The organism is Rhizobium sp. J15 (assembly GCF_002531825.1).
GTDB lineage: Bacteria > Pseudomonadota > Alphaproteobacteria > Rhizobiales > Rhizobiaceae > Rhizobium.
Genome location: NZ_NWSX01000013.1, coordinates 89,302 through 104,568, shown reverse-complemented (window position 1 = coordinate 104,568; position 15,267 = coordinate 89,302). Strand labels below are relative to the sequence as shown.

At 64.3% G+C, this 15,267-nt stretch carries 15 protein-coding genes; 5 read left to right on the top strand and 10 right to left on the bottom strand.

Annotation, left to right across the window (positions count from 1 at the left end; all coding sequences use genetic code 11):
* Positions 1 to 90 precede the first annotated feature (90 nt).
* Positions 91 to 654: an N-acetyltransferase gene (locus CO670_RS14155; protein ID WP_097590805.1), complete on the top strand. Its 564-nt coding sequence runs from the start codon at positions 91 to 93 to the stop codon at positions 652 to 654.
* Between the two features lie 6 nt (positions 655 to 660).
* Here CO670_RS14155 and CO670_RS14150 read toward each other — a convergent pair whose 3' ends face one another.
* From CO670_RS14150 to CO670_RS14130, 5 genes are read right to left on the bottom strand one after another with little or no spacing between them, the layout of a single operon-like run.
* Positions 661 to 1,077 carry a GNAT family N-acetyltransferase gene (locus CO670_RS14150; protein ID WP_097590804.1) on the bottom strand — a complete coding sequence of 139 codons (417 nt, stop codon included), beginning with the start codon at positions 1,075 to 1,077 and terminating at the stop codon, positions 661 to 663.
* A gap of 4 nt (positions 1,078 to 1,081) precedes the next feature.
* Positions 1,082 to 3,151, bottom strand: coding sequence for a hypothetical protein (locus tag CO670_RS14145; RefSeq protein WP_097590845.1), 2,070 nt, complete (start codon positions 3,149 to 3,151; stop codon positions 1,082 to 1,084).
* Position 3,152: 1 nt separating this feature from the next.
* Positions 3,153 to 5,966: a DUF4159 domain-containing protein gene (locus tag CO670_RS14140; protein ID WP_097590803.1), complete on the bottom strand. Its 2,814-nt coding sequence runs from the start codon at positions 5,964 to 5,966 to the stop codon at positions 3,153 to 3,155.
* Positions 5,963 to 6,883, bottom strand: a complete 921-nt coding sequence (locus tag CO670_RS14135) for a DUF58 domain-containing protein (RefSeq protein WP_097590802.1) — start codon at positions 6,881 to 6,883, stop codon at positions 5,963 to 5,965. The genes CO670_RS14140 and CO670_RS14135 overlap by 4 nt, the downstream gene beginning before the upstream one ends.
* Positions 6,884 to 6,896: 13 nt before the next feature.
* Entirely contained in the window at positions 6,897 to 7,907 is a 1,011-nt protein-coding gene (locus CO670_RS14130) for a MoxR family ATPase (protein WP_097590801.1), read from the bottom strand.
* A 158-nt stretch (positions 7,908 to 8,065) separates the two neighbouring features.
* On the opposite strand from CO670_RS14130, the gene CO670_RS14125 reads away from it, so the two are divergent.
* The 3 genes from CO670_RS14125 to CO670_RS14115 are packed head-to-tail and all read left to right on the top strand — an operon-like array spanning position 8,066 to position 10,598.
* Entirely contained in the window at positions 8,066 to 8,689 is a 624-nt protein-coding gene (locus CO670_RS14125; protein WP_097590800.1) for a DUF1285 domain-containing protein, read from the top strand.
* Complete coding sequence (locus CO670_RS14120; protein WP_088690072.1) at positions 8,686 to 9,336, top strand: CoA pyrophosphatase; 651 nt, start codon at positions 8,686 to 8,688, stop codon at positions 9,334 to 9,336. The genes CO670_RS14125 and CO670_RS14120 overlap by 4 nt, the downstream gene beginning before the upstream one ends.
* Positions 9,333 to 10,598: a CCA tRNA nucleotidyltransferase gene (locus CO670_RS14115; protein ID WP_097590799.1), complete on the top strand. Its 1,266-nt coding sequence runs from the start codon at positions 9,333 to 9,335 to the stop codon at positions 10,596 to 10,598. The genes CO670_RS14120 and CO670_RS14115 overlap by 4 nt, the downstream gene beginning before the upstream one ends.
* Positions 10,599 to 10,768: 170 nt before the next feature.
* On the opposite strand, the gene CO670_RS14110 is transcribed toward CO670_RS14115, so the two are convergent.
* From CO670_RS14110 to hemF, 3 genes are all read right to left on the bottom strand, one after another.
* A complete protein-coding gene (locus CO670_RS14110) occupies positions 10,769 to 10,954 on the bottom strand; it encodes a DUF1059 domain-containing protein (RefSeq protein WP_010029983.1) in 186 nt (61 codons plus the stop codon).
* A 112-nt stretch (positions 10,955 to 11,066) separates the two neighbouring features.
* On the bottom strand, positions 11,067 to 11,330 hold the full coding sequence (locus tag CO670_RS14105) for a hypothetical protein (protein WP_097590798.1): 264 nt from the start codon (positions 11,328 to 11,330) through the stop codon (positions 11,067 to 11,069).
* 103 nt (positions 11,331 to 11,433) lie between these two features.
* Complete coding sequence (gene hemF, locus CO670_RS14100; protein WP_097590797.1) at positions 11,434 to 12,345, bottom strand: oxygen-dependent coproporphyrinogen oxidase; 912 nt, start codon at positions 12,343 to 12,345, stop codon at positions 11,434 to 11,436.
* A gap of 174 nt (positions 12,346 to 12,519) precedes the next feature.
* Between hemF and CO670_RS14095 the strand changes: the two genes are divergently transcribed.
* Positions 12,520 to 12,780 carry a hypothetical protein gene (locus CO670_RS14095; protein ID WP_088673060.1) on the top strand — a complete coding sequence of 87 codons (261 nt, stop codon included), beginning with the start codon at positions 12,520 to 12,522 and terminating at the stop codon, positions 12,778 to 12,780.
* Between the two features lie 3 nt (positions 12,781 to 12,783).
* On the opposite strand, the gene CO670_RS14090 is transcribed toward CO670_RS14095, so the two are convergent.
* Together CO670_RS14090 and CO670_RS14085 are read right to left on the bottom strand one after the other, a co-directional pair.
* Positions 12,784 to 14,430: a Na/Pi cotransporter family protein gene (locus tag CO670_RS14090; RefSeq protein WP_097590796.1), complete on the bottom strand. Its 1,647-nt coding sequence runs from the start codon at positions 14,428 to 14,430 to the stop codon at positions 12,784 to 12,786.
* Between the two features lie 193 nt (positions 14,431 to 14,623).
* Positions 14,624 to 15,085 carry a tRNA (cytidine(34)-2'-O)-methyltransferase gene (locus tag CO670_RS14085; protein WP_097590795.1) on the bottom strand — a complete coding sequence of 154 codons (462 nt, stop codon included), beginning with the start codon at positions 15,083 to 15,085 and terminating at the stop codon, positions 14,624 to 14,626.
* Positions 15,086 to 15,267: the final 182 nt, after the last annotated feature.

Below are 15,267 nucleotides of genomic sequence, written 5' to 3'. Positions count from 1 at the left end.
GGACGGCGGAAATTTTTCCTGCTATCGGCCTTTTCACGATTTGAGAGACTCCTGCCTGATGTTCATTTCCAGAAACCCGCGACGACGCTGATGCTCCCGAACGCCCAGGGCGTGTTCGAGACCCATCAATCTGTCCATCCGGTTTCTGTCATCATGTACAAGCACGATCTCGTCTATCTCACTGAAGACGCGTCTCATGACGCCGCCATCGAACACATCAACGAAGAAGCCTTCGGTCCGGGCCGCTTCACGCGTGCCGCCGCGCGCATCCGCGAGCAGGGGCCGCATGATATGTCGCTGTCCTTCATCTGCACCGACAATGGCGAGACGATCGCCTCCGTGCGGATGACGCCGGTGCTCGCCGGCACGGTAAAGGGACATCTGCTCGGGCCGCTCGCCGTCCGGCCCTCGCACAAGAATATAGGCATCGGCCGCGAACTCGTGCGGATTGCGGTGGAAGCGGCAAGGCGCAAGGGCTCGGAAGCCGTCATCCTGGTCGGCGATCCGCCCTATTACGGCCCGCTCGGCTTCGAGAAGGTGAGCTATAACGCGCTTGCCTTTCCCGGACCGGTCGATCCCGGCCGCGTGCTCGTCGTTCCGATCGCCGAGGGCGTGCATGAGCGGCTGACGGGCACGATTGCCTGGCGCGAGTGATGAAGCCTACAGGTTTTTCCTGAGAAAGCTGCGCGTGCGGCCTTCCGGAAAATCCGCGAGTTCGCCGAAGACTTCGTAACCCTGGCGCAGATAGGCGCCGAGAGCCTGCGGGTTGAAGGTATCGATCCAGGCGCCGCGGCAGCCGCGGGCTTTCGCCTCTTCTTCCGCCTTTGCGAGAATCCTGCCCGCGAGACCGGTCCCGCGCAGCGTATCGGGAATATAGAGCATCTGGATAAAGAGCCAGCCCCAGGCGGTAAAGCCCGACAGGCCGCCGGTCACCTTGCCGTCGGTATCGCGGATGAGGACGGCGAGCGGCCGGCGATCCGCGGGGCCGACATCGCCTGTGTTGAAGGCCGTGAGCGCATCGGTGATCGCCGCCAATTCCTCTGGTGAGGGCGACGCGGTGAGCTCGAACTCCGGCATGTGATTACCTTCCTTCGCGCCACCACATGGCGCCGAAGGCGAGCAGCAGGATGCCGACGCCGGCGAAGCCGGCAAAGAGCGGCAGCGTGTTGATGCCCTTCAGAACCGTCTCGCTGGTCATGCGGATCATCATGCGATCGCTGTCGGAGACGCGGACCTGGCCGCGCACCGGCAGGATCGGCGGCACGCTGACCGCGCCGCTGTCGCTGGCGACGCGGGTCACGAGACCCTTGCTCCTGTCGGCGACCGGCTGCAGCACATCCGTCGTCGAGATCATCGCCTTGAATTCCGGGGCATCGACCGCGCCGATATGGACGAGCGTCGACAGCCTGCCGTTCTGGATCTCGAAGAGGCCGATCTCGTCCATCCTCTTCTCGGCCTTGTAGAGGCCGGGTTCGGTCTGGGTGAGCGGCAGGGTTTCGGTCTTGCCGGAGGGGTAACGCACGGTGGCGTTGCCCGGATTGTCGCCGATCGTCTGGCGGGTGACTTCAAGCGTGCGGCCGGAGGCGCGCGCCGTCAGCGCTTCTTCCTCGAGCGCCGGTTCCTTCATCAGCCAGTGGGCGATCCGGCGATAGAGCGAGACGTTCGGACCGCCGCCTTCGAAGCCGCGCGCCCAGAGCCAGCCCTGGTCGGAAAGCAGCATGGCGACGCGGCCCTGGCCGGAGCGGTTCAGGACCAGCAGCGGATGGCTGTCGGCGCCGAGCATGATCGTCTCGCCTTCCGGCTTCTCGACGTCGACGCTGCGGAACCAGCGGCCCCAATGCGGCGGGTCCTCGCCCGAGCCGTCCAGGCCGCGCGTGACGGGATGCTTGCGGCCTTCGTCGGAGAGGCGGGGATAGAAGGCCTTCTCGATCATCTGGCCGGTGGGCATGGCCGGCAGCACCGTGGAAAGCGGCGTCATCGCGATGGAATCGGGGCCGGCATGTTCGGGGCCGGCGGCGATCAGCAGCGCGCCGCCGTTTTCGACATATTGCGCGATGTTGTCGTAATAGAGCAGCGGCAGCACGCCGCGATGCTGGTAGCGGTCGAAGATGATCAGGTCGAAATCCTTGATCTTGTCGACGAAGAGTTCGCGCGTCGGGAAGGCGATCAGCGACAGCTCGTTGATCGGCGTGCCGTCCTGCTTTTCCGGCGGACGCAGGATGGTGAAGTGGACGAGATCGACCGAGGCGTCGGATTTCAGCAGGTTGCGCCAGGCGCGCTCGCCGGCATGCGGCTCGCCGGAGACGAGCAGGACGCGCAGGTTCTGGCGGATGCCGTCGATGACGTGGACGGCGCGGTTGTTGGCGGCGGTGACTTCGCCGGGAAGCTCGGCGACCGAGAATTCGAGCACATTGCTGCCGCCGCCCGGCACCTTGAAGGAGAAGGGCGTATCCTGGCCGGGCGTCGCCCGCAGGGTGGCGATCTCATTGCCGTTCAGCTTCACCGTGACATCGGCGGTGCCGCCGGGGCTCGGGCCATCGTCGAAGACGCGTAGAATGACCTGCTGTTCCTCATTGACGATGCCGAAGCGCGGTCCCTTGATGACTTCGATGCGGCGGTCGAATTCGTTGGCCTTGCCGGTCACCAGGCCATGGATCGGCGCATCGAAGCCGAGCGCCTGATTGGCGGCCGGGACATCATGGACCTCGCCATCGGTCAGCATGATGGCGCCGCCGACGCGCGAAGGCGGGACATCGGCGATGTTGGCGGCCAGCGCATCGAAGAGGCGCGTGGAAGGCACGTCCGAATTGACGTCGCCTTCGACATCGATGAAACGCGGCTCGATCTGGGGAAAGCGGGCGAGCTGTTCCTTCAGGGCCGCAAGCGCCTCGTCGGTCATCTCTACGCGGTCGGGCGTCTGCTGGCTCTGGCTGCGGTCGACGATGACGGGGACGATCGTCGACAGCTGATCGCGGTCCTCCTGCAGGAGCACGGGATTGGCAAGGGCCGTCAGCAGGGCGGCCGCCGCCAGCGTCCTGATCCAGGCGCCGCGGACACCGCGCCAGATCGCGAAGGCGGCGATGAGCGCGCTGAGGCCGGCCAGTGCGGCCAGGATCGGCCAGGGCAGGAAGGGCGAAAAATCGAACGTCATCTCATTGCCCCAGCCGTTCGAGGAGGTCGGGAACATGAACCTGGTCGGTCTTGTAGTTGCCCGTCAGCATGTACATCATGATGTTGACGCCGGAGCGGTAGGCATATTCGCGCTGCATTTCGTCCGACGGCACGGTCGGCAGCATCGGCGTGCCGTTCGCGTCGATCGCCCAGGCGCCGGCGAAATCATTGCCGGTGATCAGGATCGGCGAAACGCCGTCGGCCGTCGCGGCCGATTTTTCGGTCGCTTCGCGCCCGCCCTGCCTGGCTTCGATCCAGAGGGGGCTGCCGGTATAGCGGCCGGGGAAGCTCGACAGCAGATAGAAGGATTTCGTCAGCACGTGATCCGATGGCACCGGCTCCAGCGGCGGAATGTCGAGATTACCGAGGATTTCCTGCAGCCGCTGGCCGTTGGCGCTGACATTGCCGGCATTGTCCAAGGCGCTGATCTGATCGCGCGTATCGAAAAGCACGGTCCCACCGTTGCGCATATAGGCGTCGATGCGGCTGATCGCGGCCGAGGAGGGCATCGGCGCCGTCGCCGAAATCGGCCAGTAGATGATCGGATAGAAGGCGAGTTCGTCCTTGGTGAGGTCGAGGCCGACCGGCGGCGCCGGTTCCAGCGTCGTGCGGAAGGTCAGGAACTGGGTGAGACCCTCGAGGCCGCGCTCCGAGATATCGTCCACCTCCTGCTCGCCGGTGACGACATAGGCGAGATGGGTGTTGTCCAGCCTCTCCAGCACGAGGTCGTCGCCGGGCCTTGTGTCGTTGGCATGCGAGGTGCCGAGCTGCATGAAGAAGCCGGCGCCGATGGCAACCGCGAGCATCGCCGCCGTGCGCACGGCCGGGCGCGAGCGTGAGAAGGCGCCGTTCATGAAGAGGACGATCAGGCTGTCTGCCAGAAGCAGCAGAAAGGCGAGGAGGAAAAGCGCGGGCTTCGCCGACCAGCTCTCACCGCCGATCAGGCCTTCGCGCACGGCATTGGTGCCTGTCGTGTCGAGCGGTTTCAGTTCGGCCTCCTCGGGCAGAACGTTGAGGGAGGTGAAGCCGTCTTCCGAACCGTAGAGCCCGGGCGGGTTGTCGAAATTTGCCGTCGGTTCGGCGCCGGCCTTGGGAATGAGTGGCCGCGCCGAGCCCGTTTCCGAGACGAGCGTGCCTTTAGCCGTCAGCATGCGGTAGGGCGGCAGGGTTTCGGAAACACGGGCATTGCCGCGCGCTTCCGAGGTCACGCCGCCGGAGCGCGATATCTGCAGGAGATGGCGCAGCATGTCGACGAAGGTGCCGGAGATCGGCAGATCGGACCAGGTCGCTTCGGCGGTGACGTGGAAGAGGACGATCTGGCCGGAGGAGAGCTGCTTCATCGTGACGAGCGGCGTGCCGTCGGCGAGGCTTGCCCAGGTGCGTTCGGCAAGATCGGGCGTCGGTTCGGCCAGCACCTGCCGCTTGACGACGACGTCCGCCGGGCGGGCTATGCCGGCGAAAGGCCCGAAATTCGGAAATTCGGCCAGCGACTGCGGCTCGCTCCAGGACAATGTGCCGCCCAGCGCCCGTTCTCCCTGGCGCAGGATGACCGGGATCAGCGGATCGTCGGCGGGGACGGCCGCCATGCGCGGACCGGCGAAACGCAGGAGCATGCCGCCATTCGATATCCAGCGCGTCAGAGGTTCGTAGGTCTCCTCCGGCAGCCGGCCGATATCGGCCATGATGATGATGGAGGGATTGCTGGCGAGAAGCTTCGGTATCGCGACGGCAAGATCGGAATCGGTCGGCTGGATCAGATCCGCATAGGGCTGCAACGCCCGCTGGATGTAATAGAGCGGCGAGAGCAGCGGCTGGAATTCATCGGCGCCGGTGCCGGCCAGCAGGACGACGCGGCGGCGCTTGAAGGCGTCGTCGAGAAGGTGCACGGCGCCGGCCGTTGCACCATTGTCGACGCTGACCCGGGCGAAATCGTTGCGCATCTCGAAGGGAGCGGTGATCGAACTTGTCGCCACGCTCTGGCCGGGACGGAAATCCACCCTGCCATTGGCGATGGAACGGCCCTGGGCGTCGACGGCGTTGAGCGCCACGGATGCGGGGCGCGAACTGTCGAGCCGGGTAACCTTGACTGTCATGGCGTCGGCCGCATTGTTGGCCGCGGTGACGGCGACCGTCTTCGAGGCATCGCCCTCGATCAGCCGGAGGTCGGCGGGCTGGAGTTCGGCGAGCCTGCGCACGATCGCATCGTCGTCCCTGGCGGTGGCACCGTCGGTCAGGAAGGCGAGGGTGCCGGGCTTGACGCCGTTCAGGGCGCCGCGCAGCGCCTGGAAGGCGCGTTCGCGGTCCGGCACCAGCGGGCGCGGCTCGGCGGCGTGCAGCTTGTCTCGCGCCGCCGCTGCCGTGCCGGGCACGGCATCATTGGCCGGATCGGCGGTAAAGGCGATCGAGACGGGCACGCCGGCGGATTCGGCATCGTCCACCAGCGCGTCGGCGGTCTGGATGCGGCGTTCCCAATCGGGCGCCGCCGCCCAGCTGTTGTCGACGAAGAGCACGAGCGGACCGCCCGATGCGAGCGAATTGGTGCGCGGATTGAAGACCGGATCGGCGATCGCAAGGATGATGACGGCGGCAAGCAGCATGCGCAGCAGGGTCAGCCACCAGGGACTTTGGGCCGGCGTCTCCTCGCGCTTCAACACGGAGGCGAGGATCTTCAGCGGCGGGAAGACCTCGCTCTTCGGGCGCGGCGGCGTCAACCGCAGCAGCCACCAGATGACCGGCAGGGCGATCAGAGCGCCGAGAATGGCGGGATAGGCGAAAGCGAAGGGAAGGGCGTTCACAGCTGCCCTCCATGCGTCGCCTTGGCCGGCATGCCGGACAGATACATGTGCACCGCGACCAGCGCTTCGGAGGCAAGATGATCGGTGCGGTGGGTCGTGAAGGTCCAGCCGAGATGGCGCAGCGACTGGCCGAGGCTCTCCCTGCGGACGAGGTAGGCGTTGCGATAGGCATCGCGGATATGTTCGGCGCGGCCGGAGATCAGCTTGGCGCCGGTCTCCGGATCGGTGAATTCGGTGCGGCCGCTATAGGGGAAGATCTCTTCGGCCGGATCTGCGATCTCGACCACGTGGCCGCGCAGGCCGCGGCGGGCAAGCGGGCCGAGGCGCTCCATGATCGCAGGCGCATCATCGAGGAAATCGCCGATCAGCACGAGATCGCTCCAGCCGCGGATCATCGCCGTTTCCGGCAGGCCGCCGGTCAGCGGCGCATGCAGGAGGGCCGATGCCAGCCGCTCGGCGGCGTTGCGCGTGGAGGCAGGTTCCATGATGCCGGGGCAGCCGATGCGCTCGCCCGAGCGGGAGAGTATTTCGGCCAGCGCCAGCATGACGACCAGCGCGCGGCTTTCCTTGGAGACGCTGCCGTAGCTCGACTTGTACATCATCGAGGGCGACATGTCGCACCAGAGCCAGATCGTGTGCGCCGCCTCCCATTCGCGCTCGCGCACGTAGGTATGGTCGTCGCGGGCGGAGCGGCGCCAGTCGATGCGCGACAGGCTTTCGCCTTCGGCATAGGGACGGAACTGCCAGAAATTCTCGCCGATGCCGCGTTTGCGCCGGCCATGCCAGCCGGCGATCACGGTATTGGCGATGCGCTTGGCTTCCACCAGGCAATCCGGCATCAGGGCGGCGCGCTGCCGTGCGCGGGAAAGGGCATCGCTGCCTGACGTCGGGTTGACGATCTGTCCGATAGATGCCACGCGTCCGGCTTCCTTATCCCTTTGCCTGCTTGACCAGTCCGGCGATGACGTCGCGCACCGACATGCCTTCGGCGCGGGCGGCAAAGGTCAAAGCCATGCGGTGCTGGAGAATGGGTTCGGCAAGCGCGAAGACATCGTCGAGAGACGGGGCGAGACGGCCTTCGTAGAGCGCGCGGGCACGGGCGCAGAGCATCATCGCCTGGCCGGCGCGGGGGCCGGGACCCCAGGCGACGTTCTTGTCGGTCGAAGCATTGCCCTGGCCGGGGCGGGCGGAGCGCACCAGCGAAAGGATGGCGTCGACGACGGTCTCGCTCACCGGCATCTGGCGCACGAGCGTCTGGATCTCGATCAGCCGCTGCGCATCGATGATGGCTTCCGGCCTGGTTTCGCCGAGGCCCGTCGTCTCGAGCAGGATCTGGCGCTCGGCGGCGAGTTCGGGATAGTTGACGTCGACCTGCAGCAGGAAGCGGTCGAGCTGGGCTTCGGGCAGGGGATAGGTGCCTTCCTGCTCCAGCGGGTTCTGGGTGGCGAGCACATGGAAGGGTGCGGGAAGATCGTAGCGCTGGCCGGCGATGGTGATATGATATTCCTGCATGGATTGCAGGAGCGCCGACTGGGTGCGCGGCGAGGCGCGGTTGATCTCGTCGGCCATCAGCAGCTGGGCGAAGACGGGGCCTTTGACGAAACGGAAGGAGCGGCGGCCACTATCGTCCTGATCCATCACTTCGGAGCCGAGAATATCCGAAGGCATCAGGTCGGGCGTGAACTGAATGCGGTTGGCGGCAAGGCCGAGCACTTCGCCGAGCGTCGTCACCAGCCTGGTCTTGGCAAGGCCGGGGACGCCGACGAGCAGGGCATGGCCGCCGGAGAGCACCGCGAGAATGGTGTTCTCGACGACGCTTTCCTGACCGAAGATCACTTTCGAGACTTCCCCGCGGATAGCGGCAATATCGGAGAGCGCCTTCTCGGCGGCGGCGACAATCGCCTTTTCATCGAGGCTGGCTTCGGTCTTCATTATACCCATAGGCATCTCCAACGGCTGAAATCATTCGGCAGCGAATCGGCGGATTTATACATCTGCCTCATACTCGATAGAGTTATGGAGATGCGACGGGCTGACAAGTTCGTTACGAATGACTATCTCGTGACTTCACTTCGTTAAGGACAAACCGGGACGGAAGAATGGCAGCCGAGGAAATCAGCGGACAGGCGGATGCAGCGGGGCTTGCCGCGCTGATTTCGCGCGCGTCCGAGGAAAACAGCGGCAAAAAACGTGGGCTTCCGCCGGTCGAGCGGTGGAATCCGCCTTTCTGCGGCGATATCGACATGGAGATCAGGGCCGACGGCACCTGGTTCTACATGGGCACGCCGATCGGCCGGCCGGCGCTCGTGCGGCTGTTTTCGACGGTTCTGCGCAAGGACGAGGACGAAAAGACCTATCTCGTAACTCCTGTGGAAAAGGTCGGGATCAGGGTCGCTGACGCGCCCTTCATCGCCGTGGAGATGAGCGTGACGGTGCGGGAGGGCGGCCAGGTGCTGACGTTCCGCACCAATGTCGGCGATGTCGTGGAGGCGGGAGGAGAGCATCGGCTGCGCTTTGTAATTGCGGGCGGCAATGCCGAACTGAAACCCTATCTGCATGTGCGCGGGCGGCTGGAGGCGCTGGTGTCACGCGCGGTGATGTATGAACTGGCGGCACTCGGCGAGATCATCGACGTGGAGGGGCAGGCGATGTTTGCGGTCCGCTCCGCCGGCGAGGTCTTTCCCGTCATGCCTGCCGAAGAACTGGATGCGCTTTCCCGATGAATGATGCGATCACCCAACGTCATCCGCTGTTTTCCGCAGCTGAATTCCGCCGCCGCGCGCTCAACCAGAATGGCGGGCCGGTGGATCACGCCTGGCGCGATCATGGCGACCATGTACTCAATCCCGACATCGTGGCCGAGGTGGCGACCTTCAAGCTGCGTGATGCGGCGGTGCTCGTGCCCGTCGTCGACGACGGCGAGGAAGCGCGGGTGATCTTCACCAAGCGCACGGCGACGCTGCGCAAGCATTCCGGCCAGATCGCCTTTCCCGGCGGTTCGATCGATCCGGCCGATATCTCGCCCGAAATGGCCGCGATCCGCGAGACGGAGGAGGAGATCGGTCTTGCCGGCTCCTTCGTCGAGACGGTCGGCCGGCTGCCGAACTATCTCGCCTCGACCGGTTTCCGCATCACGCCGGTGCTCGGGGTCGTCAAGCGGGGCTTTGCGCTCAGGCTGAATCCGGCCGAGGTGGACGACGTGTTCGAAGTGCCGCTTTCCTTCCTGATGAACCCGGTCAATCACAGCCGCGACAGGCGCGTCATCGACGGCATCGACCGGCATTTCTACCGCATGCCCTATGAAACCAGGATGATCTGGGGCATCACCGCCGGCATCGTCCGCACGCTCTATGAAAGGCTTTATGCATGACCGGCATTGCCGACCAAGCATGGTTCCGCGATCCGGCGCTCGGCCGCATCCTCGCGTTTCTGAACGCCGATGACGGGGCCGAGGGCGGGGAAGCTCGCGTGGTGGGCGGCGCGGTGCGCAACAGCCTGATGGGGCTGCCGGTCAGCGACATCGACATCGCCACGACGCTGACGCCCGAGATCGTGATCGAGCGGGCGGCGGCAGCCGGCATCAAGGCGGTGCCGACAGGCCTGCAGCATGGAACGGTGACGCTCGTGATCGACGGCAAGCCTTTCGAGGTGACCACGCTACGCACCGACGTCGAGACCGACGGACGCCATGCCAAGGTCGCCTTCAGCACCGACTGGAAGGCCGATGCGGAGAGGCGGGACCTGACGATCAACGCGCTTTATGCCGATGCCAAGGGCGAGGTGGTGGATCTCATCGGCGGGCTTGCCGATATCGAAAGACGCAACATCCGCTTCATCGGCGATGCCGCAACGCGGATCGCCGAGGATCATCTGCGCATCCTGCGCTTCTTCCGTTTCTTTGCCTATTACGGTTCCGGACGGCCGGATGCCGAAGGTTTGAAGGCCTGTGCTGCGGCGCGCTCGAAACTGAAGACGCTGTCGGCCGAACGCGTCTGGTCGGAACTCAGAAAGCTGCTTAGCGCCGACGACCCCGGCCGGGCGCTGCTCTGGATGCGCCAGGTGGCGGTCCTGACGGAAATCCTGCCGGAAACCGAAAAATGGGGGATCGATGCGATCCCTTCGCTGGTCGCAACCGAAAAGGCGCTCGGCTGGACGCCCGATCCGCTGCTACGCCTTGCGGCGATCGTGCCGCCCGACGCGGTGCGGCTGGAGGCGCTTGCGGCCCGGCTGAGGCTCTCGAATGCGGAAGCGGCCACTCTCAAGAACTGGGCGATGGCGGCGCCGGTCAACGACGAAATCTCGTCGGCCGCCTTCGAGCGGCTGCTCTACCGCAACGGCGCGGACGGCATCACGACGCGCCTGAAGCTGGCGCTTGGCGTCGCACGCGGGAAGGCCGAGGGCGATCTCGGCGAAATGGCGCGCTCGGCGCGGCTCGGCAAGCTCCTGGATCAGGCCATGACGTGGAAGAAGCCGCAGTTTCCCGTGAATGGCGCTGATGTGATCGCTGTGGGCATTCCATCCGGCCCGCGCGTCGGCGAACTGCTTGGCAGCCTGGAAAACCAGTGGGTGGAGGAGAATTTCGCTTCCGATCGAGCAGCCTTGCTCGCGAGGCTGCAGGAACGCGTGCAATAGACGACCCGGCGTCGCGTCCGGTGGACGCGGCGCTGCTATCGTCGTGGATGCTAAAGCACGTCGCGATCTTTCAGATTCGCTCCGCGCTTTAGGTCTTTGTTTTTACGCGTGTCGTTATCGCAAAACCGCGCACACTTTTGCGCGACACGCTTTAGACTTCGCCACAGCCGTCAGGCGGCGGTCGCTTCGTCGCGGATTCGGGCCTTGATGTTGTCAACCATGTTTTCGCGTATGGTCGTTTCGCCGTGAGCGGTCTTCAGATGCTCGACGGCGCGGCGGACCACTTCTGCGTCATTATCCGCCCGGGTGTGCCAGGCGCAGCCGGGAACGAGCGTGCCGCATTCGAAAAGTCGCATGGTTTTCTCCTCTGTCTGAAACACAACGGCCATCGCGCTTTCACGCGATTGATGAATGTATGTGGGAAGAGAAGGTTCCGGCCGGCATAGGCTGACGACCGGAGAAGGTCTTTCAGTCGGGCATCGCCCAGGCTTTGTAAGTTTCCGAGAGATGGCCGGGCGTGTTGCAGTTGGCTGCTTCGGTCTGCAGCTCCTCCGGCGACTTTCCGCCGGCCAGTTGCAGCTTGACCTGCTCGATGAAGCAGGAGAGCGGCAGATCCGAGCCACTCTTGGCCCGCAGTTTCTCGGCGATGCGTATCAGGAATTCAGGCGTGTCGATGGCACGGAATGTTTCCTGGACATCCGTGGACGCAGGCGAGCCGCTTTGTGTCGTCATGACAATCCTCCTCCGATTGTTACGCACGTACATATAAAGTTAGGACTCACTGAATTTTTATGAAGGACCCTCGGTTCGAATTTATCGACGAGATCTCACAGTCTCACGGCCAACGTACGACGGGAGGCAGCGAGGACAGAATGGATTCCACGTTGCCGCCGGTCTTCAGGCCGAAAATCGTGCCGCGATCATACAGCAGATTGAATTCGACGTATCGGCCGCGGCGGATCAATTGTTCGTCCCGATCGGCCTCCGTCCACAGCTTGTTGAAGTTGGAACGGACGATTTTCGGATAGACCATGGCAAAGGCCCGGCCGACATCACGCGTGAAGGCGAAATCGGCGTTCCAGCCGCCGGCTTCCTCGCTCGAATGCAGCCAGTCGTAGAAGATGCCGCCGATGCCGCGGGGCTCGTTGCGGTGCTTCAGGAAGAAATAGTCGTCGCACCAGGCCTTGTAGGCATCGTAGTCGGCGACGGCATGGTTCCGGCAGGCGATCTCCATGGCCTTGTGGAAGAGCTGGCTGTCCTCGTCCTCCTGCGTGCGGCGGCGCGACAGCACCGGCGTCAGGTCGGCCCCGCCGCCGAACCAGCGGCTCGTGGTGACCACCATGCGGGTGTTCATATGCACCGCCGGCACGTTGGGATTGACGGGATGGGCGATCAGCGAGATGCCGGAGGCCCAGAACCGCGGATCCTCCTTGGCGCCCGGGATCTGGGCGCGAAAATCCGGGGAGAATTCGCCGTGGACGGTGGAGGTATGGACGCCGACCTTTTCGAAGACGCGGCCTTCCATCATCGACATGCGGCCACCGCCGCCGGCGCCGTTTTCGCGCGACCAATCCTTGGCGACGAAGCGGCCGGGCTCCTGATCGGAAAGCGGACCTTCCAGCTCGTCTTCGAGCGCTTCGAAGGAGGCGCAGATCGTATCGCGCAGGCCTTCGAACCACTTGCGGGCGGCTTCCTTCTTTTCCTCGATATCGTCAGGCAAGCCGATCGGCAGTTCCGGTCTTTCCATGTCACGCCTCCAGCGGTCGGCATCCGTCAGGGCGACTCGCTCATTCTAGATTGCCCGCCACATCTAGCAGGTGGCGGCGCCTCTCGCCAAGCCGAGACGGGCCGCGGCCCGGCACCAAGATTCGACTCGCAAATCAAGTATTTCGATACTACCTTTTCCGAAGAGGTAGGTTTGATGGCAAAAATTCCAGGACCTCCGTCCTTCGACGGCCTGAAGCGCAGAATGGCGAAACACCGGGCGGAAAATTCTGCCCGCAAGAAGGACCATTTCGTGCGTGAGACATATTGCCTCGGCCTCATCGACGCCCGCGCCAAGGCGCGCGAATGGTTCGACGAATATCCGAAAGCCGCTTATTGGACCGAGGTGGAAAGCTGGCGCCAGCTCGAGGGCGACCAGATCGAATTCACCATGCGCCGCCTGCCTTCGGCAGATTGACCGTCACTCCACGGCAGTCCGCACGCGGCTTTCGATCAGCAGGCCGTTTTCATCCATGATCGGATGCGCCACCGAGACGATATGGGCGTTGATGCGCTTGAGATCGCGCAGCATGTCGAGATGCAGCGAACTCGTCTGCAGGCTGTCGGTGCGGCCGTCGCGCAGGCGTTCGAGATGGCGCTCGGCGGACTGCTTCTCCATCCGGCGCACCTCGACCTTTATTTCCATCATCTGGCGCGCGAGATTGAAATCGCGGGTGACGAAGATCGTCTGGGCGACGTGCAGATTGTCGATCGTCAGGTCGAAAAGCTTGCGCAGTTCCTGATGGCCGTCGTCGGAAAATCTGAGGCCGAGGGCGATCTTCTTCCTGACCTGCTCCAGCAGTCCCTTTTCGATGATGTCGCCCATATGTTCGAGATTGATGGCGTAGTCGATGACGACGATGGAGCGGCGGGCGTTTTCGTCGCTGAGGCCTTCGCGGCCGAGCTTCGAGAGATAGACCTTGACCGCCTGCTGCAGCCGATCCACTCGCTCTTCGAGAGCCGTGATCTCGGCAAGCTTGGATGCGTCGTTGCGTTCGAACGCTTCGGAAACCCGGATCAGCATGCGCTCGATCAGATCGCCGATGCCGAGCACTTCGCGGGTGGCGCTGGCAAGGGCGATGACCGGTGTCGAAAGTTCGTGGGCGTCGAGATATTTCGGGGCGGTGTCCGGTTCGGCCTGGTCGGGGACCAGCCGGGTCATCAGGGCAGCGAGCGATCTCGAGAAGGGCCAGGCGAGCGCGGCGAGCAGAAGGTTGAAGAGCAGATGCGCATCGACGGGCAGCTTCGACGGCCCGAATGGCAGCATCTCGATGATTTCCGCGCCATAGCCCGCGAGCGGCAGGGCGATGAGGCAGCCGAGCGTGCGGACGGCGAGATTGCCGAGCGTGACGCGCCGTGCCGAGGCCGGGCCGGACATGGTCGCGACGACAGGGGGGATCGCGCCGCCGAGATTGGCGCCGAGCACGAGCACGATGACGAGTTCGGCGGAGATCAGGCCGGCCGAGGCGAGCGACAGGATGAGCACCACCACTGCCAGGCTCGATGACGAGACGAAGGCGAGCGCTGCCGAAAAGAGGAGCGCCACGGGCAGGGCGCCGTCCAGCAGGCCGATGAAGGCGGCAAGTGCGGGAGAGGCGCGCATCGGTTCGGTCGCAAGGCTGAGGAGATGCAGCGACAGCAGCATCAGCCCGATGCCGATCAGCGCCGCGCCGCCGCCCTGGCGGGTGCTGGAACGGCTGCGGTAAAGCACGATGCCGGAGAGGATCAGCAGCGGGGAGAGCCATTCGATGCCGGTGGCGACGATCCAGGCGGTGATCGCCGTGCCGACATTGGCGCCGAGCAGGACGATCTGCGCCATGCGCGGCTTGATCAGATCACGTTCGACGAAGGAGGCGGTCATCAGCGCCGTTGCCGTCGAACTCTGCAGCGCGACGGTCGCCACCAGCCCCGACAGGAATGAGCGAAGGCTGCCCCGCGTGCCGGTCGCGAGCCCCGTTCTCAACCGGGCGCCGAAGGCTCTGGACACCCCGTCCTTTATCTGCGCGAGGCCGAACAGCAGCAGTGCCACGGCGCCGAACAGGTTGATCATGATGATCGTGGAATCCATTTTCTTGTTTTTATTCCGCTTTCGTCAGACTAGAGGGGCATTGGCCGGAGATCTAATCTTCGCAAGTCGTTGAAACTGTGAAGATCGGGCGAGATTTTTGGTTGTCCGGCTAATAAATATACGCCGGTTTGATCGATTGACAATGTCGATTTCCGACAGTTCCCAGCTATTCGGCAATCCAGGCGGGCGGCGATCAAGCCCAGACGGTCTGGCGCATCGCCTCGCCGACGATCATGGCTGCCGAGACGGCGACGTTGATCGAGCGCTGGCCCTCGACCATCGGAATGAGGATGCGGGCCTCGGCTTTCTCATGCACGTGATCCGGCACGCCGGCGCTCTCGCGCCCGAAAAGCAGGATGTCGTCGTCGCGGAAGGCGAAGTCGGTGTAGCGATCGGCGGCCTTGGTCGAGGCGAGGATCAGGCGGCGGCCGGTGGTGGCGCGCCAGGCTTCGAAGCGGTCCCAGCTGACATGGCGGGTCAGCGCGGCGGCGGCGATATAATCCATGCCCGATCGTTTCAGGTTGCGGTCGGAGACGTCGAAGCCGGCAGGCTCGATCAGGTCGACCGCAAAGCCGAGGCAGGCGGCAAGGCGCAGGATCGTGCCGGTATTGCCCGGAATGTCCGGCTGGTAGAGTGCCAGTCTGAGGTTCGTCATTCGGGCGCCGCCTGTTCGTTTCGACGCCGGAGGCCTAATACAACCGTGATTTCGAAGCAACAGGGCGTGGTTCGGCCGGAAACGATCGATTTCGGCCAGTATAGGGCTGGAAATTTCACGTTTTTCGCGTTATGCAAACACGGCTTCAATCGTCAGCAGGGAGGGCCACATGAATATTTTGC